This window comes from Serratia sp. BIGb0234, from assembly GCF_024809915.1.
Lineage (GTDB): Bacteria > Pseudomonadota > Gammaproteobacteria > Enterobacterales > Enterobacteriaceae > Serratia > Serratia liquefaciens.
Map to the genome: position 1 here is coordinate 869,908 of NZ_JANUEI010000002.1, position 22,685 is coordinate 892,592.

The window sequence follows — 22,685 nt, forward strand, 5'->3', positions numbered from 1 at the left end:
CCACGAAAAGATCACTTACTGCAAATCAGTGATTAGTATCCTCAGGCTAAAAAATATTTTCATCACGCTTAAAAATGACAAATTAAACGGTCACACCTACAGCATTAAAAAACTTAAAATCGTATTTTAGTTCCCTCCGTTAAAATGTTAATATTGGCAAATGATCCGGATGGAGTAATAGCATGTTTCCCAACAAAAAATATTCACGACGAGCAAACCCGCTGACCAGCTATCAATTTTCTCGTCTGCATACTTTTGAATGCGTCGCCCGTCATTTATCTTTTTCACTGGCGGCAGAAGAACTGTCTATTACTCCCAGCGCCGTAAGCCACAGAATTAACCTGCTGGAAAAAGAGCTGGGGTTTCTTTTATTTCAACGATTCCACCGCAGAATTACGCTAACACCGGATGGCGAGAGAATGCAATGGGCGTTAAATCATTCCTTCGATGCCCTGACACAGGAAATCCTGGATATCAAAAACCGCGAGCTGACGGGCAGCCTGACCATTTATTCTCACCCCTCTCTGGTCCAGTGTTTGCTGATACCCCGCATCGGCGATTTTATTGCTCTGCATCCGACCATTCATTTAAACATTCTCACCGGGCAGGAAAATATCAATTTGGCCAATCGGGGCGTGGATTTAGCCATGTATTTTGGCCGTCCACCATCGGATAAACAGCTGGACGAAATCTTTATGCGGGAGTCCATGGTCCCAATCTGCACGGAGAAATACGCCAAAACGCATAACCTTTATAATGCGCCTGGGAACCTGGCAGACTGCACTCTATTGCATGACAGATACAACTCCGGTGAAGACGAGTGGCAGATCTGGTCACAGCATTTTGATTTGGGCCTGGATACCGACGCCAAAAGCATGGAGTTCGACCGTTCGGACCTGGCGGTGTTGGCGGCAACTCAGCATCTTGGCGTGGCGATGGGGCGACTCAATCTGGTGCAGGACTGGATCAAAAGCGGCGAACTGATTATCCCGTTTACCGACATGATCTTGCCCTGCGAACACAGCTATTTTATGTCGACGCTCTCTGGGCGTCAGTGGCCTAAGATTATCGCATTCAAAGAATGGATGATGAAAATAACCCCTCTGGTCTGAGGGGCCAAAGGTGAAAAGATCGAAATGATCACCATTTTTTCGGAGTATACGAAAACTCAAGCGCACAGCTGTACAATCGTCCGGCCTTTGAATAATAAATATGCTTGCGGTTGTTATCCCACACCACAGCATAGTTATTAGCAAAGTTTATTATTTCAACCGGAGTTTGGTTTGATAATTTCCCCCGTTTCGTATTTTTCACTACAAAGAAATCACCATTATCGCTTAAGGTGATCAAAGGATAACCCCAGGCATATTTTGACACTTGTACGGTAATAATGAATTGGCTTTCACAGTTTATCTGATAGGTATGAATATCAACGTCCATAGTTTATATTTTTGGTGCAATCCTTCTGGTAAAATAAAACAAATATGAGCAGCTCACGACAATAAGCCCAAAAACGATCAGCACTGAACCCAAGACGAACTCGATCTGCAGCGGTTCTCCCAAGATCACCACACCGGCCAGAATGCCAAAAATAGGCGTCATAAACGTCAGGATACCCAGCGAAGAAGCCTGGTAATGACGCAGCAGGGAGAACCAAATTAAATAACTGATAAATGAGACGATAACCGTTTGAAATACCAAACTGCTCCAGGCCACGGAACTCAGCGTGAAATGTACGTTCTGCATCGTCATTGCCAACAGGGATAGCACAATGCAGGCGCCCGTCAGTTGGAACAGCAGCGTCTGTTTTGACGAGCAATTCGCCAAACCGGTTGTTCGAATAAGGATAGTAGAGCCGCCCCAGGATAATCCCGCTAACAAGCCATAAATATCGCCACGCAGCTGATTCACGCCCCCAGAGCTCTCGCCCATAGCGGAAATCGCAAGCACCACACCGCCGAAAGCGATGGCAATACCGGCCCACTGTACAGCCGACAAACGCTCGTGCCTGATGAAAAAATGCAGTCCGATGGCAGAAAAAAGAGGGGCCGTGTACAGAAAGACCGCCATGTGCGAGGCGCTGGTATAGCGCAAACCTTCAGAAACGAAAAAGAACTCCAGCGCGAACGACAGCCCAACGCCGAAACCGGCTAACAGCGTGCGGGGATCGAATAAAAACTTCTCGCCTTTAAAACGCGCCAAGAGATAGACCGCCAAAGCGGCAATCCCTGATCGGATGGCAATTTGCAGCACGGCGGAAATATCCGGCTCGGCTGCCTTGATCGCAACCTGCTGCAGCCCCCATATGGCACATATCATCACCATGGCGGCGCCGGCTTTGCCGTCTATATTATTTCTGGCACTCATCCAGCCTCCCGCAAACCGCTGAGTTATAAATGCACGCCTCCCTCACCACGAATAATCAGGTGATATACAATAAAATCGAGGGAAGCCGAAAAAATTATTCTTTAAAGACCAATATTTCCTGGTACATTTTAATCACTTCACTGTCGCTGTCAGTATCCCCGGTATATTCAGTTTGTTGTGCCACATGAATGACCTTCCAACCTCGTTTAGCGAGATCCGGAATAGTCATGCGCCCAATGTCGCGACAGTTAAACAAGGTATCATCACTCAGCCGCATCTCCCCGACACTGGCATAATCATAAGATTTTGACTGACAAACATGCGACTCAGCCGCCATTAACGGCATTGAAAAAATCCCGATTAACAGTATGAAACATCCTTTCATAATAACCTCCACAACCCTTATCAATTTCATCTGACTTGTAAATAACCCGTGTTAAATAACAAGGCGTAAAATCCATTTAAATATATTTCGTTACGATGAAATTACACGGTATATGCCATTCTCTGACAAGTGATAAATATAGAGCTTTGTGTTAGATGAATTCATCCGAAGATTGACCTCCCCCACGCCCTTCAATTGAGCATGTTTCGCTCACCTTGCCTCTCCCCAGCATCGAGCCGGTTAAAAACAAACCAAATAATTAGCAAGAAAAGTAACTCATTGTGACGCACATTGTGTTACATATGCGTTCCGCTTTACTCACGCCAAAAAACAATGAAAACGCTCAGAAAACAGCCTGGGCAACTCACTGATGCCAGAGGGTTTCGGAGAGGTTGGCAATCTATACACAGGGATAAAAAATGACATACAAATTGCGCACATTAACTCAGGCTATTGCTCTGGGACTGGTCGTTGGCAGTGCTTCTTTCGCTGCCCAGGCTGAGATCACATTGTTGAAGCAAGACCCGCAGGCCGGCGATCCGTTGAGCCGTCTTAACTTTACCGTTGGCGGCAGCATCCGCCCGCAGTTCAACAATATGACCGGCGATGGCGATAAGGGCTCTTACAAACGTAACGGTTTCGACGGCGGCACCCGCTTCCGTTTTGCCGCCGATTACTACCTGTTCGACGATATTAGCTGGATCAGCTATTACGAGCTGGGTGTCAATATTCCTGCGCTGTTCAACTGGGATAACCACTACGCCGACGGCGCCAATGACACCAGCCGCCGTATGCTCTACACCGGCCTGAAAAGCAAAACCTGGGGGCAGCTGACCTTCGGCCAGCAAAACAGCATTTACTATGACGTGGTCGGTGCCAAAACCGATATCTGGGACTATGACATGTTGGCTCAGGCGCCAGGCAACGGCATCAACGGCGACTACGACGGTTCCTACCGTTCACGCAAGATGCTGAAGTACAAAAACAGCTTCGGCGATGCGGATGTTTATGCCTCTTACCTGTTCAGCGATGGCGAATACCTGCCGGGCAACGGTCTGCGCTATAAACGCCAGGGCGGCGGCTCACTGGGCGTGGACTACCATCTGACACCGGATCTGACCTGGGGTACCGCGTGGAACTATACCCGCGCCGAGATGCGCAATCCTTCCACCAGCGGCTCGAAAAATTACGATCAGAATATTGTCGGTACGGCGATCAGCTGGAAGCCGGACAACTGGACTTTGACCTTTGGCGGCGGTTGGTACAACAACTTCCTGACCACCAAAAAAGCCAACGTTAACGACTACTTCGCTGGCGATGCCTGGGGGATTGAATATCTGGCGGGGTATACTGTGCCAGTAGGCCAATATGCGGTGAAATCCGTGATGCCGTACTTTATGGGTGACCGTCTTGAGTACGTAACCGGCCGCAACTATCAGCGTATCGATAACGGTCTTGGCGTGACGGTACAGTTTGATTACGGTTTCCGTGTGGACGTGGAACACGTACTGACGTCCAGCACCGATAACCTCGGCGACATGACTCTGGTGCGTTTGCGCTACGATTTCTGATTATCACCGATGTAAAAAAGGCCGCTTATGCGGCCTCTGACTGCTGACAAAATCCTCTGCACTTAAACGTTATGTTTTGTGCGCTCATAGAAACAAAGGATTCGGTCTTCAGGGTTTCCCCAAACACCCGAAAACCACGCTTTTCGGGTGTTTGTCATCTAACTAAGGCCGCTTATGCGGCCTTTTTCATTGCTGATCCGGCATCAGAATCCGCCGCGTGCCGACCGGCCCACCGCTTCACCCAACTGCCAAACCGCCATCGCATAATGGGTGCTGTGGTTATAGCGAGTGATGGTGTAGAAGTTTGGCAGGCCGTACCAATACTGATAACCGGTGCCAACATCCAGACGCAGCAGGCTGGCTTCCTGATTGTCGCCCAGCGATCCCTGTGGGCTCAACCCGGCCTCCGCCAGACTGGCGACGGAATAGCGGGTTTTAAACCCATTTTCCAATCCTGGCGCCTGGCCATTTGCCTGTACTGCCACGGGTTCACCCTTGGCCCAACCGTGTGCTTTAAAGTAGTTGGCAACGCTGCCGATGGCATCCACCGGATCCCACAGGTTGATGTGGCCGTCACCGTTGAAGTCAACCGCATAGCTCTTGAATGAAGACGGCATAAACTGACCGTAACCCATTGCCCCGGCGAATGAACCTCGCAGCTCCAGCGGGTCATCCCCTTCGGTGCGCGACATCAGCAAGAAGGTTTCCAGCTCGCCGGCAAAGTAGTCGGCGCGGCGCGGATAGTCGAAGGCCAGCGTCGCCAGCGCATCGATAATGCGGGTTTTACCCATCACGCGGCCCCAACGGGTTTCAACGCCGATAATGCCGACAATGATCTCCGGCGGCACGCCGTAAACCTGATAGGCACGCTGCAACGTGTCCTGGTACTGATTCCAGAACTGCACGCCGTTTTGCACGTTGTCCGGAGTGATGAATTTATTACGATAACGCAACCAGGAGCCGTTTGGTCCGGTCGGTCCCTGGGTGCTTGGCGTCGGCGCTTGGCGATCCATCAGCCGCAGCACGGAATCCAGCCGACGGGCCTGCGCCAATACGTCATGCAGTTGCTGGCGATCGAAACCGTGCTCCCGCACCATTTTATCGATAAAGCGGGCGGTGTTCGGGTTATTGGCAAAATCGCCGCCCAACGGCTGACCGGAATGCGCCGGCGTCAACAGGAATCCTCCTTTTACGGCGTTGTCCTGAGGCACGGCCGGGGTCGACTTCGGCCCGCTGCTACAGGCAGTGAGTAAGGTAAGCAGAGGGAGAAGAACAACTAAATGACGCATCGGATATCCATATAAGCCAGGCCAGTGATAAGTGTGGGTTATGTTAATCCATTGTCGGGTGCGAACAAACTGGATTATGTCGCTCATCACAGAGCAACAAGTCGAAGTATTTTCGAAATGTGATGCAAAGCACAGAAACAAAGCACCACTTAGGGTAGGTCCGCGATACAGACAAAAACCTAAACCTTGATTAAATGAGATAAACTCTCATTTTGACTCGACGCAAAGCCTCCCTACGCTGCTTTTTTAGCGGCTCTTCCCGTCGGCAATGACTGATACAACGGAGTGTAATTTTGGATTCTCTCGGACAGATCGCTAAAAACACCTTTAAAAAATGTATTACTCGCCGCACCTACCTTTTCTCCATGCTTATTTTCGCCGCTGGCCTGATCTTGTTGTCCTATCTGTCGGCCTATCTGGATGAAAATCGGTTTCGTGTCTACGCACACAGCGACATCGGCGAGTTTTTTGCGGTGTTCGTCTACCTGCTGTGCATAATGCTGTGGTCGCTGGGCTGGATAGGGTTAACCCTGTGGTTTGTCGCCCGAACCGCCTTTCGGTTCAACGACATCGGCACGCTCGGTTGGCCGCTTGCCCTGATACTGTATGGACTTAGCGTGGTGAATAACTACCATCCCGGCCCTGTCGAACGCTGGCTGATCCTGATAAGCCTGTTAGGACTGCTGTGCGCACTGCTGCTGCCCTCAGGGTTCCTGGCACGTAAGGCCGGTTAGGCGCGTCGCCGCTGGCTATCTGCGGGGCAAGCGGTCACAATGCCACATCTCTCCCGGCCCAAACAGGAAATGCCATGTCTTGCCACTACCCCGCCCATTACGCCTTCGATAACGAAAGCGACGCCTGGCAGATTCACTTTCGCGATTTTCCTGAACAGCAGGCCGCCTGCTATAAACGTGAAGATATCGAGCTGGAAGCGCAGGAAAGCCTGCTGCTTGCTATCGCCATGGAAATGGAAGAAGGCCGTACGGTGCCTGCCCCTTCCCCTGCTCTGCCGGATGAATTGGCTATCCACCTGCCGGTGTTGGTGAAGCTAAAACTCGAACTGCATAATATTATGCTGGCCGGTGCCACCTCCAAAGCCGATCTGGCGCGCAAAATGGGCTTTAACGCCGGCCAGATGGATCGCCTGCTGGATGTGGCCTATGCCTCAAAGGTGGAAGCGCTGGAACAGGCGCTTTACCTGTTGGGCTATGAAGTCCAGACCTCGGTAGCAGAAGTTTGTCGGGGTTAAGAAAAATATTTTTGTCGGGGGCTAAATATTCTTCACTTTTCGCCGATGTGTTCGTTACCGAATCACCAAAAGCAAAAAGTGAAGGCTAAAAATGGAGTGGAGTCGCCGCAATATCTGGACCGTTATTCTGCTGTCGTGCCTTGTCTTCTGGGTCATCCTGCTGACCGGCGCCAACGCCGTCGCCTGATCCCTTTTCATAACATCACAGCAAGCATAATTATAAGGCCCGCGTCAGCGGGCTAATCCTCTTTTGCCTGATAAAAAAGGTAAATAAAAATCGTTTAAAAACAGTCAGCGCTGGTTAAGAAATCGCCAAAAAATGTGATCAAAAACACAGTATTGTAATCGGGCTGGCAATGGGAGTACATTAGCGCCGATCCTGTCGTGGTTCATGTTTTACCTCAAGGACTATGAAGCGCGACGACCGGGTAATCCGTGGCCGAGGACGTTGTTCTTCCTTTTGAAGGATCCGCCTATTAGCCCTGGACTACCCACAAAACACTCAGCACAACAATCGGGATCATTGGCTTGCGAGGGACTCCAAACGGGAGTTGTTCAGTGAAATATTTTGTTATGGGCGTTTCATTCATGTTGGTGACATGGATTGGCACCTTTATGCTGATGGTTGCATAACCAAGGCATGACCGGGAATTTAGATAAAGGGGCGCACCAGCGCCCCTTTGTTGTTTCTGCTCCCCGGCTATTTCCCCGGCATCATGCGGCGCAAGGTATCGTCCTTACGCAGATAGTGATGGTACAGCGCCGCCAACGCATGCGCGCCAATAATAAAGTAACCGGTATTGGCCAGGGTCTCATGCGTACTTTTGATTATCCGGCGCAACCACGGATCTGGCGTAACAAACTGCGGGACCTGCCAGCCCAGCAAAACCCACTCCTTTCCCCCGTAAGCCAGCGTCAGTACGCCCAACACCGGCAACGTTAGAAACAGCAGATAGAGCAACGCATGAAAGATTTTGGCGCCCCATTCCTGCCACTCTTCCAGCGGCGGTGTGGTTGCCGGCGTAGCATAACGCCGACGTAATCCCAGCCGGATGAACATCAGCAAAAAGACCGCCAGGCCAAAGTTAAAATGCAGATTTTTTACCAGCGACGCCAGATCATCCGGTACCGAGTTCTTCAGCAGCATCGCCGCATAGGTGAGGATCACCATCAGCAGCGTCAGCCAGTGCAATACAATTTGCGATTTTGCGTAACGATTACCCATACAGGCTTCCAAATAAATAAAGAAAATCTTATTGGATCATAGTGGGTAAATAATGAAGAAAACCTTAGCGGGAAGAAAAAAGCCGGCGCGAATGCACCGGCCTGAAGGCATTACTTGGTCGCAGCCGGGGTGCTGCTCTTGACCGGCTTTATCAACCCGTCAGCACGGAACATCGCTTTGATACCGCGAACCGCCTGGCGAATACGATCCTGATTTTCAATCAATGCAAAACGCACGTGGGTGTCGCCGTAATCGCCAAAGCCAATGCCTGGCGATACGCAAACCTTGGCCTCCGCCAACAGGCGTTTGGCAAACTCCAGCGAACCGAGATGCGCATAAGGCTCGGGGATTTTGGCCCAAACGTACATCGAAGCTTTCGGATTTTCCACCATCCATCCCGCCTCATGCAGCCCTTTGACCAGCACGTTACGGCGCTGGCGATACTGTTCTGCAATATCCAGCACGCATTGTTGGTCGCCTTCCAGCGCAGCAATCGCGGCGACCTGCAGCGGGGTGAACGTCCCGTAGTCGTGATAGCTCTTGATGCGTGACAGTGCGTTGACCAGCTCCGGGTTGCCGACCATAAAGCCGATGCGCCAACCCGCCATGTTGTAGCTTTTCGACAGGGTGAAAAATTCTACCGCGATATCTTTGGCACCCGGCACCTGCATGATCGACGGCGCTTTCCAGCCGTCATAAACGATGTCGGCGTAAGCCAGATCGTGGATCACCAGCACGTCGTATTGCTTGGCCAGCGCCACCACGCGTTCGAAGAAGTCCAGCTCAACGCACTGGGCGGTAGGGTTCGACGGGAAGCCGAGGATCATCATTTTCGGACGCGGAATGGTTTCACGAATGGCGCGCTCCAGCTCACCAAAGAAATCCACGCCGTCCACCAGCGGCACAGAACGCACCTGCGCGCCGGCGATCACCGCACCGTAAATATGGATCGGGTAACTCGGGTTGGGCACCAGCACGGTATCGCCATGATCGAGCGTCGCCAGCATCAGGTGCGCCAGGCCTTCTTTCGAACCAATGGTGACAATGGCTTCAGTTTCGGGATCGATCTCCACCTGGTAGCGGTCGGCATACCAGCGTGAAATCGCACGGCGCAAACGCGGGATACCGCGCGAGGTAGAATAGCCGTGGGTGTCGTCACGCTGCGCAACGGTGCAGAGTTTTTCCACAATGTGCGGCGGCGTCGGCCCGTCGGGGTTGCCCATGCTGAAATCGATAATATCCTCGCCGCGACGGCGTGCAGCCATCTTGAGTTCGGCGGTGATGTTGAATACGTAAGGGGGGAGACGTTCAATACGCGTGAAACGGCGTTGCGGACTATTATCAGCCATAGGGACCTCAAAGTGACGTTAGCGCCCGGACCATCCGAGCGACGCTGGCCAATCTGTCGATTGACCGGATATTGAACATATCTCAGCCCCGGCAGGCTTGTCGATACCTCGCGCAATATTTTTATTTACCGGCCCTGAACTCGCTCGCCAACAGCCCGAACTGCCAGTCATCGCGCCATTGCCCCGCCAGCCGGTAGTTATCGCGCAACGTCCCCTCCAGCAAGAAACCGCATGACTCCAGCAGTCGGCGCGAGGCGATATTACCTTCGGTCACGGTGGCCGTCAGCTTATGAAAATCGCAGGCGTTAAAACCGAAATCCAGCACCGCCCGCAACGACTCCTTGCCGTAGCCCTTGCCCTGCCCGGACGGCAAACTGCCATAGCCCACTTCCGCCTGTTGGTAAGGTAACCACTGCGGACGAAAACCGGTCATCCCTACCACTTCTCCACTGGTCTTTTCTCGCATTACCAGGCACAACCACTGCTCCCCATATTTGTCCCAGACAGGGAGTCTGGCTTCAAAGCGCGTGCGAATTTCTGCTTCACTGAGCGGATCGGCGATATAACGAATCACCTCGGGATCCTGATACAAGCGCAGAAACAGCGGCCAATCGTTGGCCGTTATCGACTGCAGGGTCAAACGTTCAGTGACCAGTTTCATCTAAAATCTCCGAAAAACGAAAATGAGGAAGTTACGAATGAAAGATATCCCTTTATTTTCCTCTATTAAATTCAGATAATCATTAACGTCAAAACAACAAAACCATAACGCCTTACCCGGTCCCCTACAACCGTCCGTCGTTGCCCAGCGGCAGCGCGAGGAGAACACCATGGCTTCCTTACTGATTGACGATATTCCCAGCGCCATTACCGCCGTTAAAAGGCAATTGCGACAGGCTTTGCCAAATTATCGCGAAACCTTTCTGGCGCTGGAAGACAACATCCGCCAGCAGGTTGAACAAATTCGCCAGGAACTGGCCGCCGGTCAGAACCCGGTGCCGCAAATTGATGCCGAAGATATTCTGCAGCAACGCGTCAGCGAGCAGCAAAAAGCCTTGATCAAACAGCGTGGGGCCTGCGCCATCCGCGGCGTGTTTCCTCGCGATAAAGCCGAAGCCTGGAACCGGGAAGTTGGCAACTACCTTGAGCGCAACAACTTCGTTGAACGCCTGAAAGGCGCTGCCGAAGATAACTACTTCGGTAAACTGGCCGCCAGCAAACCGCAAATCTACGGTATTTACTGGTCAAAACCGCAGGTGGAAGCGCGTCAGGACGCGCGCATGCACGCTGTGCAGGTGTTCCTCAACAGCCTGTGGGAAACCGAGAGTAACGGCAAACAGCACTTTGACCCGACGCGCGTTACCACCTATGCCGATCGCACCCGCCGCCGTCCGCCAAACTCCTCTTCGCTCGGCCTGTCGCCGCACGTCGACAGCGGCACCATCGAACGCTGGCTGGATGAGAATTTCCGTTACGTCTATCGTCACGTGTTCTCAGGCAACTGGCAGGCTTACGATCCCTTTGCCGCCGATGGTCGCACCGAAGTTCGTGAAATCGCGTCACCGGCGGTGTGTTCGATGTTCCGCACCTTCCAGGGCTGGACAGCATTAACGCCGCAGCGCACCCACGCCGGCACGCTGAACCTGGTGCCGATTGCCAACGCCATGGCCTACGTGTTGCTGCGTGCGCTGCAGGATGACGTCGCGGATGACGATCTGTGCGATGCCGCACCAGGCCGGGCGCTGTCGATCTCCGAAAAATGGCATCCCCTTTTATTAAGTGGGATTTCCCCTATTCCCGATTTGGAACCGGGCGACACGGTGTTCTGGCACTGCGACGTGATCCATGCGGTGGAAAACGAGCATAACGGCGAGTTCGACAGCAACGTGATGTACATCGCCGCCGCACCGGGCTGCGAGAAGAACGACGCTTACCTGCAACGCCAACTGCCCAGTTTTATGAGCGGCAAAACACCGCCGGACTTCGCCCCCGATGATTTCGAGGTGGATTTCGACGGGCGCGCCACGGTCGACCTGCTGACCCCACTCGGCAAAGAACAGTTAGGCATCAAATAACCGCGTCCCCGTGGTGCGCCGCCGGCCGCCACGGGGCCAATCCGCTGTGATATACTCCGCCCTATCTTTCCGCCGCAGCGAGAGCCCGTCGTGCACCCTTTTTTTGAAATGCTGTTAGCGGTATTCGATCGCGCAGCGCTGATGCTGATCTGCCTGTTTTTCCTCACCCGCACCCGGTTGTTCCGCCAGTTGCTGCAAAAAGAGGACCATACGCCGCTTGAACTGGGCATGGTCACCGCCATTTTCTCGCTGTTTGCGCTGTTCAGCACCTATTCAGGCGTCAACGTGGAAGGCTCGCTGGTCAACGTGCGGGTGATCGCCATCATGGCCGGCGGCATCCTGTTCGGCCCCTGGGTAGGGATAGTCACGGGGATTATCGCCGGGGTGCACCGCTACCTGATTGATATCGACGGTATCACCTCGGTTCCCTGTCTGATCACCAGCATCATTGCCGGTATCAGCGCCGGCTATATCAACCTGAAGGTGAAGAAAGAGCAGCGTTGGCGCGCCGGGATCGTCGGCGGCATGCTGTGCGAATGTCTGACCATGCTGTTGATTGTGCTGTGGGCCAAGCCGACCGAGCTGGGGCTGGATATTGTCTCCAAAATCGCCCTGCCGATGATCCTCGGCACGGTGTGCATCGGCCTGATCGTGCTGCTGGTGCAGAGCGTGGAAGACGAAAAAGAAGTGATTGCCGCGCGGCAAGCCAAGCTGGCGCTGGATATTGCCCGCAAAACGCTGCCCTATTTCCGTAATATCAACAGCGAAACGCTGGCCACCATTTGCGACATCATTCGTCATGACATTCAGGCCGATGCGGTGGCCATCACGGATACCCACCAGGTGCTGGCCTACGTCGGCGTGGGCGAAGAGGCATACCCCATTGGGCGTGAAGGGTTGAGTCGCGTCACCCGCGAAAGCATCCGGCACGGCAAGATCATCATCAAAAATAACCTGGAAAACCCGGCCACGCCGCAGATCCACTCGCAGTTGGTGATCCCACTGTGGGAAAAGGGAGAAGTGACCGGCGCGCTGAAAATTTACTACTGCCACGCCCACCAGATCACCAATACGCTGAAGGTGATGGCGGTCGGTCTGTCGCAGATCATCTCCACCCAAATGGAGGTCTCGCGTATTGAGCATCTGCGTCAAATGGCGGACAAGGCGGAGATGCGCGCCCTGCAGAGCAAGATTAATCCCCATTTCCTGTTCAACGCCCTGAACGCCATTTCGTCCTCGATCCGCATCAATCCGGACACCGCTCGTCAGCTGATTATCAACCTGTCGCGCTACCTGCGTTATAATTTGGAGCTGAACGACGAGTTGATCGACATCCGCAAGGAACTGCATCAAATTCAGGATTACATCGCCATCGAACAGGCGCGTTTCGGCGCCAAGCTGACGGTGATCTATGATATCGATGACGACATCTCGGTGCGTATTCCCAGCCTGCTGATCCAGCCGCTGGTCGAGAACGCCATTGTGCACGGCATTCAACCGTGCAAGGGCAAAGGGGTAGTGGTGATTGCGGTGAAAGATCAGGGCGATCGGGTCAGGATTTCGGTCAAAGATACCGGTCACGGTATCGACCCGCAGGTCATCGAACGCGTCGCCCGCAATGAGATGCCAGGGCACAATATCGGCCTGCTGAACGTGCATCATCGCGTCTCCCTGCTGTACGGCGAAGGGTTGCGAATTCGTCGTCTGGAACCCGGCACCGAGATTGCCTTTTACATCAGCAAAAACGGCGGCAAACTGCCGGTGGATAACAGCGCGCTGCCAGCCGGAGAGCCATCATGAAAGCCATCATTGTCGAAGACGAGTTTCTCGCTCAGGAGGAGCTCAGTTATCTGATCAAGAAACACAGCAATATCGTCATCGAAGCCACCTTCGATGACGGGCTGGACGTGCTGAAATACCTGCAAAACCACCAGGTCGACGCCATTTTCCTCGACATCAATATTCCGTCATTGGACGGCGTACTGCTGGCGCAAAACATCAGCAAATTTGCGCACCGGCCCTCAATAGTGTTTATCACCGCCTATAAAGAACATGCGGTGGAAGCGTTCGAAATCGAAGCGTTTGACTACATCCTCAAGCCCTATCACGAGGCACGCATCGTCACCATGCTGCAAAAGCTGGAGGCGCTGCATAACCGCCCGGCCAACCTGCCGGAACAGGCCAGCGCACCGAACCGCAGCAGCCACAGCATTAACCTGATCAAAGACGAGCGGATTATCGTTACCGACATCAACGACATTTACTATGCCGCCGCCGATGAGAAAGTGACGCGGGTTTACACCCGGCGCGAAGAGTTTGTGATGCCGATGAACATCACCGAATTTTACGGCCGCCTGCCCGAGGAGCATTTCTTCCGCTGCCACCGTTCCTACTGCGTCAACCTGTCAAAAATTCGCGAGATCGTCCCTTGGTTCAATAACACCTATATTCTGCGGCTGAGCGACCTCGATTTTGAAGTGCCGGTCAGCCGCAGCAAGGTCAAAGAGTTTCGCAAGCTGATGCGCCTGTAATCGCCAGCGGCTACCAGCGTGGCCCCGGCCCGTAGTAATAACCTGGCGGTGGCGGAGGCGGCATGCGGTAATGCGGGCGTTCGCGCCATTCGCGCCGTGGCGGACCGTAATAGATCACCCGCGGTGGTGGGCCATAGTAATAGCCACGCGGACGTTCATAGCCACGATGTTCAGCCCACCAGCGTGGATCGCGCCAGCGACCGCCGTCCCAATAGTGACCGCGATTATCGCGATCGCCGATATGCAACGAAAGCCCCGGCACATTCACACCGATGGACACGTCCGCATGGCTCACTAACGGCAGCGACAGCAGTGCGGCCAGTAACAACACTGTTTTTTTCATCTTAACGACTCCTGCAAAGCGGAACCCGTCCGTTCACCGCTAACATAGGCCTGTGCCCGCCGCCGCTCTATAGGAACAGTGCCCATTTACGCCTTTCGCACACATCCTTCACAATTTACCCACAATCTTGCACCGATGATTTACAATAAATCGCTGATATTCTTGATGTAGATCACGTGGCATCAGCTGCATTTCATCCCCTTTTACCCCCTAAAACGGCAACTCATGCGCTGCCAGATGCATTTCATTCCTTCCCTTGTGCAACTCATTCCCGATCCGCCGCCGAGTGGTACTACCAGCCATATAATATGCCCATACCGCGGGGCTACAGACGCTACCGCAAATTCTCGCCAACGGCTGACCGCCCGGCAATACACACACAGGAAGGAGACCGGCCATGAACACTAAACCGGTAAATCGCAGCTTAATCGTTCTGGGCACCATCATCTGCCAGATGGGTCTCGGCACTATCTATACCTGGAGCCTGTTCAACCAGCCGCTGGTCGACAAGTTCCACTGGGGCCTCGGTGACGTCGCCACCACCTTCTCCATCACCAGCTTCTTCCTGGCCTTCGCCACCCTGTTTGCCGGCAAACTGCAGGAACGCTTCGGCATCCGTAACCTGACGCTGTTCTCCGGTATCCTGGTAGGTCTTGGACTGATTGCCAGCGCCTACGTCAGCTCGCTGGACATGATTTACCTGCTGGCCGGCGTGGTAGTCGGTTTCGCGGTAGGTATCGCCTATATCTCTACCCTGTCCAACCTGATCAAATGGTTCCCGGCCAACAAAGGCTTGATCTCGGGTATCTCTGTGGGGGCTTTTGGTAGCGGCAGCCTGTTGTTCAAATACGTCAACGCCGCGCTGATTGCCGACGTGGGCGTCTCCAGTGCCTTCTTCTACTGGGGTGCCATTGTTATGGCGCTGATTGTTCTGGGCTCCCTGCTGCTGAAAGAACCCGTACTGGCAAGCAAATCCGCACAGCAGAGCGCGGGTAACCTGGGTAACGACTTCAGCGTACGCCAGATGCTGGCGACCAAAGAAGCCTACCTGCTGTTCATGATTTTCTTCGCTGCCTGCATGAGTGGCCTCTACCTGATCGGTATCGTCAAAGACATGGGCGTGCAACTGGCCGGAATGGACCTGGCGACCGCCGCCAACACCGTGTCCGCCGTCGCTATCTTTAACACCGCAGGCCGCATCATTCTGGGCACGCTGTCTGACAAAGTGGGCCGTATGCGCGTCATCAGCTTCACCATGCTGGTTACCGTGCTGGCGATTGTGGCGCTGAGCTTCCTCACCCTGAATCACACACTGTTCTTTATCTGCGTCGGCGCAGTCGCCTTCTGCTTCGGGGGCAACATCACCGTGTTCCCAGCGATTGTCGGTGACTTCTTCGGCCTGAAAAACCACAGCAAAAACTACGGCATCATCTATCAAGGCTTCGGTTTGGGCGCGCTGGCGGGGTCATTTGTCGCCAAATACTTCGGCGGCTTCCACGCGACCTTTATGGTGATTGGCGTGCTGTCCATCGCTTCCCTGATTATCACCTTGTTCATCAAGGCACCGAAAGCGGTAGCGCAGGAAGAAGAAACATTCGAGCCGGCGCATCTGGCTAAAGCCTGATAGCTTAGACGGCAAAAAGGGGCGCAACCCACTGGGTTGCGCCCCTTTTTTTTATCGCTGCGTCAGGTTACAGATGCATCCCCAGCGTCTGGCGCAGGTGGGCACCGGCACCCAGCAAGCCCGGTTGGCCATGGGTAATCATGAATACCGGGATCTCACGTACATAATCTTTGAAACGTCCTTTATCCTCGAACGCCGCACGGAAACCGGAAGCTTTAAAGAATTCCATAAAGCGCGGCACAATGCCCCCGGCGATGTAAACGCCGCCAAAGGTCCCCAGGTTCAACGCCAGATTGCCGCCGAAACGGCCCAAAATTACGCAAAACAGCGACAGGGCACGGCGGCAATCGATGCAGCTGTCGGCCAATGCGCGCTCGGTAATGTCCTTCGGCTCCAGCTTTTCCGGCAGCCGGTTATCCGACTTGACGATAGCGCGGTAAAGATTGACCAGGCCGGGACCGGACAGGACGCGTTCGGCGGAGACATGACCCACTTCGGCGCGCAGTACCTCCAGAATGATGTCCTCTTCTTCGCTGTTCGGCGCAAAGTCCACGTGACCGCCCTCGCCCGGCAGGCTCACCCAGCAGCGGTTGACGTGCACCAGATGCGCCACCCCCAGGCCAGTCCCGGCACCGTATACCGCAATAGGTTTGTCTTTTTGCGCGTTACCGCCGCCGAACTGCAACACGTCGTCTTCTGACAGCATCGGGATCGCCATCGACACGGCGGTGAAGTCGTTGATCACTTCCAGATGGCTCAGCCCCAGGTTGGCCTTCATCTCTTTAATCGAAAACGCCCAGGTGTGATTGGTCATGGCAACCCAGTCTTCGGTGACCGGGCAGGCAATCGCGATACAGGCGTCCTGCACCTGAATATCATGCTCTTGCAAATATTGGCGGATCACCGCCTCCAGACTGTCAAACTCCAGGCCGGAATAGGTTTTCGCCTGGGTAATTTCACCCGTCGCCACAGTGCACAACGCCAGGCGGGCATTGGTGCCGCCTACATCACCTACGAGGGCATAGGTCATCAGTATCTTCTCCGCAAAATGAATAATAGAAAGCTGCCCACACTGTAAAATCCCGCCGCAAAAACAACAATCACCATCCTCCGCGCTGCCGTCCATTAGCGATCCAGATCACAAAAAACGTTTCAGCCTGGCGGCTTCAAGGCGATTTGAAACAAATTGCGGCAAAAAACGTCGCGCAGTGGCTGTTAACCGTCATAACTCGTAGGCACTATTACTCCGCTGTGGACCTGGCCCAGCCGGAAATTTCTTTGCGTGCCAGCGTGTCGATTGTCTGGCAAGCTAGCGCTATAACCCAATCACCCGTTCGCCCTGCCAGCCAGAGGGCCATTGACAAGGGATCCCCGCATGTTGCACCCGCGCGCCAATGCCATGTTGGCCTTCGCTCTGCCTGCTCTCATTATCGGTTCTGCCTCAAGTTTGGTGCTCATTCTGGTGATGAAGTTCGCCGAGGCCCTGCAACGGCTGCTCTGGGTCAATGTTCCCGCAGCGTTGAATATCGACACTCACTCCCCCTGGTGGCTGGTGGGCATGTTAACGCTCACCGGCGTCGCCGTCGGGCTGATTATCCGTTTTCTCCCCGGCCATGCAGGGCCGGATCCGGCGACCGAGTCTTTGATCGGTATGCCGTTGCCGCTTTCTGCGGTGCCTGGGCTGGGGCTGGCGTTGATTATTGGCCTGGCGGGCGGCGTCAGTTTGGGACCGGAAAATCCGATCACCGCCATCAATATTGCGCTGGTGGTGGCGGCAGGTTCGCGTTTGCTGCCGAAAGTGCCGCGTATGGACTGGATTATTCTCGCGGCGGCCGGCACCATCGGCGCGCTGTTTGGCACCCCGGTCGCCGCGGCGCTGATCTTTTCGCAAACCCTGGCGGGCAATAATGACGTTCCCTTGTGGGACAGGCTATTTGCCCCGCTGATGGCGGCAGCGGCGGGAGCGGTCACCACCCAGCTATTTTTCACCCCGAATTTCTCACTGCAAATTGATGCCTATGCCGCGACCCGGCTGGCAGATATTTTCAGCGGCTCGGTAGTCGCCCTGATCGCCATCGCGCTGGGTATGGTAGCCGTGTGGAGTTTTCCGCACATTCATCGCCTATTTCATTCGATTAAGAATCCGGTGCTGATGCTGGGGTTAGGCGGCTTTGTGCTCGGCCTGCTGGCGCTGATCGGCGGTGAAATCACGCTGTTCAAAGGGCTGGACGAAATGAAGCAGTTAGCCATCGGTGAGAATTTCTCCGTCACGGAACTGATGCTGATTACGCTGACTAAACTGGCGGCGCTGGTGATTGCCGCTGCCAGTGGTTTTCGCGGCGGGCGCATCTTCCCAGCGGTGTTTGTCGGCGTAGCCTTGGGGCTGATGCTGCATCAGCACGTGCCGGCCGTGCCGGCAGCCATTACCGTTTCCTGCGCCATTATGGGGTTGGTACTGGTGGTCACGCGTGACGGCTGGCTCAGCCTGTTTATGGCCGTTGCGGTGGTGCCGGAGCTGCATCTGCTGCCGGTGCTGTGCATCGTGATGCTGCCCGCCTGGCTGGTGCTGGCGGGCAAACCGCTGATGCTGGTGGGCAAGGGCAAACAGCTTCCCCCGCGCGAAGATTAAGCCAGCGCGAATTCCGCTGCGGCGCGCGCATGGATGTCGGTGGTGTCGAATACCGGCACTGACGCATCTTGCGCGCTGACCAGCAGGCCTATTTCGGTACAGCCGAAAATAATGCCCTGAGCCCCCTGCTGCTCCAGATCACCGATAATGCGGCGATACTCGTCGCGCGACGCATCGCGGATTTTACCCAGGCACAGTTCCTCATAAATAATGCGGTGCACAATGTCACGATCGGCGGCTACGGGAGTGACCACCTCGATACCGTGCTTTTCCTGCAGTCGCCCACGGTAGAACTCCTGCTCCATGGTAAAGCGCGTACCGAGCAGCCCAACGCGACGAATATCCTGTTGGCGCACCTGCAGCGCGGTGGCGTCGGCGATGTGGATCAGCGGTAAACCGCTGGCCTGCTCGACCGCATCCGCCACCTTGTGCATGGTGTTGGTGCAAATGACGATGGCCTGCGCACCGGCGGCGCGTAACGAGGTCGCCGCGTCAGCCAACAAGCGCCCGGCGCCGTCCCAGTCGCCCTGATGCTGCAGGCGTTCCACCTCGTGAAAGTCGACGCTGTAGAGCACGATTTTAGCGGAATGCAGACCGCCCAGCCGTTGCTTAACCTGTTCATTGATCGTGCGGTAATAAGGAATGGTCGATTCCCAGCTCATACCGCCCAGCAGTCCCAGCACTTTCATCATTGCTCCTCGTTTTCATCGCCGTAATTCTTCGACATTACCTCAGAATCACGGCGGATACGACGGCTTATTTCGCGCCGGAATTCACCGGCTGGCGCGCCTCGAACCAGCGCTGACGCAGCGTGTCGTACACCCAGTTATAGAGCATGGTGTACGGCAGGAAGAACAGGAAGAAACCGATCTCCAGCATAAAGGCCTGAACGAAAGAAATGCTCAGCATCCAGGCGGCAATCGGCACGCCGATCAGCACAAAACCGGCCTCAAAGCCCAGCGCGTGAAACACCCGCACTTTAAGGTTACGTGCCACACGGCTCACCGGCCACAGGCGGTCAAATACCGTGTTATAAACCATGTTCCAAACCATGGCGACGGTGGATAACATCACCGCCAACGCACCGATCTGCACCATCGAACGGTTGAGCAGCCAGGCGCCCAGCGGGGCGCAAATCATCACTGCGATAGCCTCAAAACCGACGGCGTGGACGATACGTTCAATGAAAGACTTGTTTTGCAGTTGCATACATCACCTGTTTTTTACCTTATAAATTTGTAGGGGCGCTGCAAGCCGCGCCCGTGTTACCAGGAGCGAATTTATTCGCCTCCTATGAAAACCAGGTGATTATCATCGAGTTTTTGAGTAGATTAAAGATAAGTTCCATCTATAAAGTAGATACATCATGCGTTACTCCCCCGAAGCTTTGCTGGCCTTCGTTGAAGCCGCCGCCCTGGGCTCTTTTTCCGCCGCGGCCCGTAAGCTGCGTAAAAGCCAGTCGACCATCAGTACCGCCATCGCCAATCTTGAGGCCGATCTGGGTTTGATCCTGTTCGATCGCCAGGCACGCCAGCCGGTACTGACAGCCGCTGGGCGGAAAGTGCTGGGCCATGTACAGGAAATTCTTGCGGCCAGCGAACGGTTGGATGCCCTGAGCATTCGGCTGGCGGACAATATAGAGCCGCGCTTAAGCGTAGTGTTTTCCGATACCTATCAGCCGAAACACCATGACCGGCTGATGCAGCAGTTCGAGCTGCGTTATCAGGATATCGAACTGGAGTGGATGATCGCTGAAGAAGGTGACGTGATTGACCTGCTGCAAATCGGTCGCGCGCACCTGGGCATGGTTGAGGTGCAAAAACAGTATCCGCCAGACATCGCCTTTGCCCGGCTGCCGGAGCAAACCGAAATGGGGCTGTTCGTCGCACATTCGCACCCGATGGCGCAAACTGCCTCGCCCACGCCTGAACAACTGTCCAGCACGCGGCAACTTATCCTGAACACCTATACCGGTGCCGAAACCGCCCGCTCTGGCGGGCTGGTATGGTCAGCCCCCAGCTATCTGCTGTTGCTGGAAATGGCGGAACAAGGGTTTGGCTGGGCGGTACTGCCCCGCTGGCTGGTGCAGCAATACGGTCACAACAGGCTCACCGAACTGCGTCCGCGCGGCTGGCCCAAGCTGATATCGGTGGATGCGGTTTGGTCTAAGCTGACCCCACCGGGACCGGCGGGGTACTGGATGCTGGAGCGGCTTTTGGAAAGCTAACAGGTTCAGGCCGCCGCGTTACGTGACTGTAGGGCACTTGAGATCGTTTGCAGCAGTTCGGGAATGTCCATCTTCGGCAGCACCACTTCGACAAAGGCCAGCTGTGGGCTGTCGGCCACTTCGCTCAGCGCCTGGCGCAGCTGTTCCGGTTCGGTAACGCGTAACGCTTTCACTTGACGTTCAGCACCTAACGCCTGCGGCAGTTGGGTCCAGTTCCAATGAGCGATGTCGTTATAACGCTGGTTCGGGCCGTGGATTGCCCGTTCAATGGTGTATCCGTCATTATTCAGCAGGAAGATCACCGGCTTCAGCCCATCGCGCAACATCGATCCCAATTCCTGCACCGTCAGCTGTGCTGAACCGTCGCCAATCAGCAGCACCACTCGCCGCTCCGGCTCCGCCGTCTGTGCACCGAACGCCGACGGCAGCGTGTAACCGATAGATCCCCACAGCGATTGGACGATGAAGCGGCAGCCTTGTGGCAAGCTTAGCGATGCCGCGCCAAAACAGGCAGACCCCTGCTCGGCGAGCAGGATATCGCCCGGCCGCAAAAAGCCCTGTATCTGTTGCCAGAAACCGTGCTGATCCAGACCACTGCCGTTCGGATCCGGCAACGCTGAACGTTTAATCTCAGACCGTTGCCATTGGTTGGCCAGCGACAACGTTAACTGGTGTAACGCGATAACCGCGTCACGCATCGGGATTTGACTGAATACCTGCTGCCCCACACGCGCTTCAAAGGGCTGAAGATCAATACATTTCTCGGCAGGAAGGTGCTGACTGAATCCGGCGGTAATGGTATCGGTAAAACGTACGCCAACATTAATGATCACGTCGGCGTTCTCAATCAGCTGTTTTACCTGTGGCTCGCTAGCCGCACCGACGTAGGTCCCGGTGAAACAGGCATGAGTTTCGTCCAATACGCTCTTGCCAAGCAGCAAGGTTGAATGTGGCATATCCACCTCATTCATCCACTGCTCCAGCACCTTTTCAGCACCGAAGCGTTCGGCCAGGAAATCGGCCAGCAGAGAAACCCGCCGGGCCGGTAACAGCAACTCCCGTGCGGCGGCGATAAAGGCCTGCAGTGATGCCGGTGAAAGATTGGCCTGTCGTAGCATTAACGGGGCAGGCTTTGACACCAGCGGCGCTTCAGCCACGTCGCTCGGCAGCAGCAGATAGACCGGACGACGCTCGAACAGCGCGGTAGTCAGCAGGCGATCTATTTCCCCTTCGGCGTTATCGGCGGTGAGGCTGGCCTGAGCCACGGTCACCTCTTTCGCCATGCGGGCGAAGTGACCAAAATCCCCGTCGCCCAGGGAGTGATGCAACAATTCACCAGCCCGTTGCGCACGCAGAGCCGGGGCGCCCACCACGTGGATCACCGGCAGGTATTCGGCATAGCTGCCGGCAATACCGTTGACTGCGCTCAGTTCACCTACGCCAAAAGTCGTCAACAAGGCGGCGGCTGGTTTACAACGCGCGTAACCGTCAGCAGCATAGGCGGCATTAAGTTCATTGGCGCACCCTACCCAGGTGATATGCGGGTGATCGATCACGTGATCAAGAAACTGCAGGTTATAGTCACCAGGCACGCCAAAGAAGTGCCGGATGCCGATCTGAGCTAAACGATCGAGTAGGTAATCAGCCACCGTATAGTTCTTATTCATGATCATCACCTGCCAAGGGTTAGGATTTTCAGTATTAAGTATCGAAGATGTTGTATAAATTTCGAACTTTATGTCTGAAAGGTAACTGGAAACCCTGCGTTACATCCCTGCCCCATTGGCTGGCATTGGGCCGCTCTGATAAGCCATGTTGATA

23 protein-coding genes are annotated in these 22,685 nt (G+C 54.7%); 11 read left to right on the forward strand and 12 right to left on the reverse strand.

Annotation, left to right across the window (positions count from 1 at the left end):
* The first annotated feature begins 182 nt into the window (after positions 1-182).
* On the forward strand, positions 183-1,112 hold the full coding sequence (gene dsdC / locus M2407_RS11070) for a DNA-binding transcriptional regulator DsdC (RefSeq protein ID WP_020827933.1): 930 nt from the start codon (positions 183-185) through the stop codon (positions 1,110-1,112).
* Between the two features lie 28 nt (positions 1,113-1,140).
* Here dsdC and M2407_RS11075 read toward each other — a convergent pair whose 3' ends face one another.
* From M2407_RS11075 to M2407_RS11085, 3 genes are all read right to left on the reverse strand, one after another.
* Positions 1,141-1,440: a hypothetical protein gene (locus M2407_RS11075; protein ID WP_048762969.1), complete on the reverse strand. Its 300-nt coding sequence runs from the start codon at positions 1,438-1,440 to the stop codon at positions 1,141-1,143.
* 3 nt (positions 1,441-1,443) lie between these two features.
* Positions 1,444-2,367, reverse strand: a complete 924-nt coding sequence (locus M2407_RS11080) for a DMT family transporter (protein ID WP_259218053.1) — start codon at positions 2,365-2,367, stop codon at positions 1,444-1,446.
* 94 nt (positions 2,368-2,461) lie between these two features.
* Positions 2,462-2,752: a hypothetical protein gene (locus M2407_RS11085; RefSeq protein WP_217331678.1), complete on the reverse strand. Its 291-nt coding sequence runs from the start codon at positions 2,750-2,752 to the stop codon at positions 2,462-2,464.
* A 419-nt stretch (positions 2,753-3,171) separates the two neighbouring features.
* Between M2407_RS11085 and M2407_RS11090 the strand changes: the two genes are divergently transcribed.
* Positions 3,172-4,323 (forward strand): porin, encoded by a 1,152-nt coding sequence (locus M2407_RS11090; RefSeq protein WP_020827937.1) that lies wholly within the window; start codon positions 3,172-3,174, stop codon positions 4,321-4,323.
* Between the two features lie 203 nt (positions 4,324-4,526).
* On the opposite strand, the gene mltB is transcribed toward M2407_RS11090, so the two are convergent.
* Complete coding sequence (gene mltB, locus M2407_RS11095) at positions 4,527-5,612, reverse strand: lytic murein transglycosylase B (RefSeq protein ID WP_259218057.1); 1,086 nt, start codon at positions 5,610-5,612, stop codon at positions 4,527-4,529.
* Positions 5,613-5,905: 293 nt separating this feature from the next.
* Here mltB and M2407_RS11100 point away from each other — a divergent pair, with 293 nt between their 5' ends.
* From M2407_RS11100 to ypdK, 3 genes are all read left to right on the forward strand, one after another.
* A complete protein-coding gene (locus M2407_RS11100) occupies positions 5,906-6,346 on the forward strand; it encodes a hypothetical protein (protein ID WP_259218060.1) in 441 nt (146 codons plus the stop codon).
* Positions 6,347-6,420: 74 nt separating this feature from the next.
* Positions 6,421-6,861, forward strand: coding sequence for a hypothetical protein (locus tag M2407_RS11105; protein WP_259218062.1), 441 nt, complete (start codon positions 6,421-6,423; stop codon positions 6,859-6,861).
* A 558-nt stretch (positions 6,862-7,419) separates the two neighbouring features.
* On the forward strand, positions 7,420-7,494 hold the full coding sequence (gene ypdK / locus M2407_RS11110) for a membrane protein YpdK (protein WP_104410986.1): 75 nt from the start codon (positions 7,420-7,422) through the stop codon (positions 7,492-7,494).
* Positions 7,495-7,561: 67 nt separating this feature from the next.
* On the opposite strand, the gene M2407_RS11115 is transcribed toward ypdK, so the two are convergent.
* The 3 genes from M2407_RS11115 to M2407_RS11125 all read right to left on the reverse strand — a co-directional run bounded on the left by M2407_RS11115 (position 7,562) and on the right by M2407_RS11125 (position 10,096).
* A complete protein-coding gene (locus tag M2407_RS11115; RefSeq protein WP_020827942.1) occupies positions 7,562-8,086 on the reverse strand; it encodes a cytochrome b in 525 nt (174 codons plus the stop codon).
* A 110-nt stretch (positions 8,087-8,196) separates the two neighbouring features.
* On the reverse strand, positions 8,197-9,435 hold the full coding sequence (gene alaC, locus M2407_RS11120) for an alanine transaminase (RefSeq protein ID WP_258090612.1): 1,239 nt from the start codon (positions 9,433-9,435) through the stop codon (positions 8,197-8,199).
* Positions 9,436-9,556: 121 nt separating this feature from the next.
* Entirely contained in the window at positions 9,557-10,096 is a 540-nt protein-coding gene (locus M2407_RS11125) for a GNAT family N-acetyltransferase (protein WP_201896166.1), read from the reverse strand.
* 169 nt (positions 10,097-10,265) lie between these two features.
* On the opposite strand from M2407_RS11125, the gene M2407_RS11130 reads away from it, so the two are divergent.
* The 3 genes from M2407_RS11130 (at position 10,266) to M2407_RS11140 (ending at position 14,041) form a co-directional block, all read left to right on the forward strand.
* On the forward strand, positions 10,266-11,510 hold the full coding sequence (locus tag M2407_RS11130; RefSeq protein ID WP_046373009.1) for a DUF1479 domain-containing protein: 1,245 nt from the start codon (positions 10,266-10,268) through the stop codon (positions 11,508-11,510).
* A gap of 108 nt (positions 11,511-11,618) precedes the next feature.
* On the forward strand, positions 11,619-13,310 hold the full coding sequence (locus M2407_RS11135) for a sensor histidine kinase (protein ID WP_041415550.1): 1,692 nt from the start codon (positions 11,619-11,621) through the stop codon (positions 13,308-13,310).
* Complete coding sequence (locus M2407_RS11140; protein WP_020827947.1) at positions 13,307-14,041, forward strand: LytTR family DNA-binding domain-containing protein; 735 nt, start codon at positions 13,307-13,309, stop codon at positions 14,039-14,041. The genes M2407_RS11135 and M2407_RS11140 overlap by 4 nt, the downstream gene beginning before the upstream one ends.
* 10 nt (positions 14,042-14,051) lie before the next feature.
* Here M2407_RS11140 and M2407_RS11145 read toward each other — a convergent pair whose 3' ends face one another.
* Complete coding sequence (locus M2407_RS11145; protein WP_122079940.1) at positions 14,052-14,384, reverse strand: DUF2502 domain-containing protein; 333 nt, start codon at positions 14,382-14,384, stop codon at positions 14,052-14,054.
* Between the two features lie 397 nt (positions 14,385-14,781).
* On the opposite strand from M2407_RS11145, the gene M2407_RS11150 reads away from it, so the two are divergent.
* Complete coding sequence (locus M2407_RS11150) at positions 14,782-16,008, forward strand: OFA family MFS transporter (protein WP_020827949.1); 1,227 nt, start codon at positions 14,782-14,784, stop codon at positions 16,006-16,008.
* Between the two features lie 67 nt (positions 16,009-16,075).
* Here the strand turns inward: M2407_RS11150 and glk are convergent, their stop codons facing one another.
* A complete protein-coding gene (glk, locus tag M2407_RS11155; RefSeq protein WP_259218364.1) occupies positions 16,076-17,041 on the reverse strand; it encodes a glucokinase in 966 nt (321 codons plus the stop codon).
* 342 nt (positions 17,042-17,383) lie between these two features.
* On the opposite strand from glk, the gene M2407_RS11160 reads away from it, so the two are divergent.
* Positions 17,384-18,637 (forward strand): ion channel protein, encoded by a 1,254-nt coding sequence (locus M2407_RS11160; RefSeq protein ID WP_142814737.1) that lies wholly within the window; start codon positions 17,384-17,386, stop codon positions 18,635-18,637.
* Here the strand turns inward: M2407_RS11160 and M2407_RS11165 are convergent.
* Complete coding sequence (locus M2407_RS11165) at positions 18,634-19,326, reverse strand: aspartate/glutamate racemase family protein (protein ID WP_115058375.1); 693 nt, start codon at positions 19,324-19,326, stop codon at positions 18,634-18,636. The two genes, M2407_RS11160 and M2407_RS11165, sit on opposite strands and share 4 nt — an antisense overlap.
* 67 nt (positions 19,327-19,393) lie before the next feature.
* Positions 19,394-19,846, reverse strand: coding sequence for a multidrug/biocide efflux PACE transporter (locus tag M2407_RS11170; protein WP_020827953.1), 453 nt, complete (start codon positions 19,844-19,846; stop codon positions 19,394-19,396).
* A 157-nt stretch (positions 19,847-20,003) separates the two neighbouring features.
* Here M2407_RS11170 and M2407_RS11175 point away from each other — a divergent pair, with 157 nt between their 5' ends.
* On the forward strand, positions 20,004-20,864 hold the full coding sequence (locus M2407_RS11175; RefSeq protein WP_142814736.1) for a LysR family transcriptional regulator: 861 nt from the start codon (positions 20,004-20,006) through the stop codon (positions 20,862-20,864).
* A 5-nt stretch (positions 20,865-20,869) separates the two neighbouring features.
* Here M2407_RS11175 and M2407_RS11180 read toward each other — a convergent pair whose 3' ends face one another.
* A complete protein-coding gene (locus M2407_RS11180) occupies positions 20,870-22,531 on the reverse strand; it encodes an alpha-keto acid decarboxylase family protein (RefSeq protein ID WP_259218077.1) in 1,662 nt (553 codons plus the stop codon).
* Positions 22,532-22,685 lie beyond the last annotated feature (154 nt).

Coding starts and splice junctions, on each gene's coding strand:
- dsdC (WP_020827933.1), top strand. CDS start 183: ATGTTTCCCAACAAAAAATATTCACGACGAGCAAACCCGCTGACCAGC.
- M2407_RS11075 (WP_048762969.1), bottom strand. CDS start 1,440: ATGGACGTTGATATTCATACCTATCAGATAAACTGTGAAAGCCAATTC.
- M2407_RS11080 (WP_259218053.1), bottom strand. CDS start 2,367: ATGAGTGCCAGAAATAATATAGACGGCAAAGCCGGCGCCGCCATGGTG.
- M2407_RS11085 (WP_217331678.1), bottom strand. CDS start 2,752: ATGAAAGGATGTTTCATACTGTTAATCGGGATTTTTTCAATGCCGTTA.
- M2407_RS11090 (WP_020827937.1), top strand. CDS start 3,172: ATGACATACAAATTGCGCACATTAACTCAGGCTATTGCTCTGGGACTG.
- mltB (WP_259218057.1), bottom strand. CDS start 5,612: ATGCGTCATTTAGTTGTTCTTCTCCCTCTGCTTACCTTACTCACTGCC.
- M2407_RS11105 (WP_259218062.1), top strand. CDS start 6,421: ATGTCTTGCCACTACCCCGCCCATTACGCCTTCGATAACGAAAGCGAC.
- M2407_RS11115 (WP_020827942.1), bottom strand. CDS start 8,086: ATGGGTAATCGTTACGCAAAATCGCAAATTGTATTGCACTGGCTGACG.
- alaC (WP_258090612.1), bottom strand. CDS start 9,435: ATGGCTGATAATAGTCCGCAACGCCGTTTCACGCGTATTGAACGTCTC.
- M2407_RS11125 (WP_201896166.1), bottom strand. CDS start 10,096: ATGAAACTGGTCACTGAACGTTTGACCCTGCAGTCGATAACGGCCAAC.
- M2407_RS11130 (WP_046373009.1), top strand. CDS start 10,266: ATGGCTTCCTTACTGATTGACGATATTCCCAGCGCCATTACCGCCGTT.
- M2407_RS11135 (WP_041415550.1), top strand. CDS start 11,619: ATGCTGTTAGCGGTATTCGATCGCGCAGCGCTGATGCTGATCTGCCTG.
- M2407_RS11140 (WP_020827947.1), top strand. CDS start 13,307: ATGAAAGCCATCATTGTCGAAGACGAGTTTCTCGCTCAGGAGGAGCTC.
- M2407_RS11145 (WP_122079940.1), bottom strand. CDS start 14,384: ATGAAAAAAACAGTGTTGTTACTGGCCGCACTGCTGTCGCTGCCGTTA.
- M2407_RS11150 (WP_020827949.1), top strand. CDS start 14,782: ATGAACACTAAACCGGTAAATCGCAGCTTAATCGTTCTGGGCACCATC.
- M2407_RS11160 (WP_142814737.1), top strand. CDS start 17,384: ATGTTGCACCCGCGCGCCAATGCCATGTTGGCCTTCGCTCTGCCTGCT.
- M2407_RS11165 (WP_115058375.1), bottom strand. CDS start 19,326: ATGAAAGTGCTGGGACTGCTGGGCGGTATGAGCTGGGAATCGACCATT.
- M2407_RS11170 (WP_020827953.1), bottom strand. CDS start 19,846: ATGCAACTGCAAAACAAGTCTTTCATTGAACGTATCGTCCACGCCGTC.
- M2407_RS11175 (WP_142814736.1), top strand. CDS start 20,004: ATGCGTTACTCCCCCGAAGCTTTGCTGGCCTTCGTTGAAGCCGCCGCC.
- M2407_RS11180 (WP_259218077.1), bottom strand. CDS start 22,531: ATGAATAAGAACTATACGGTGGCTGATTACCTACTCGATCGTTTAGCT.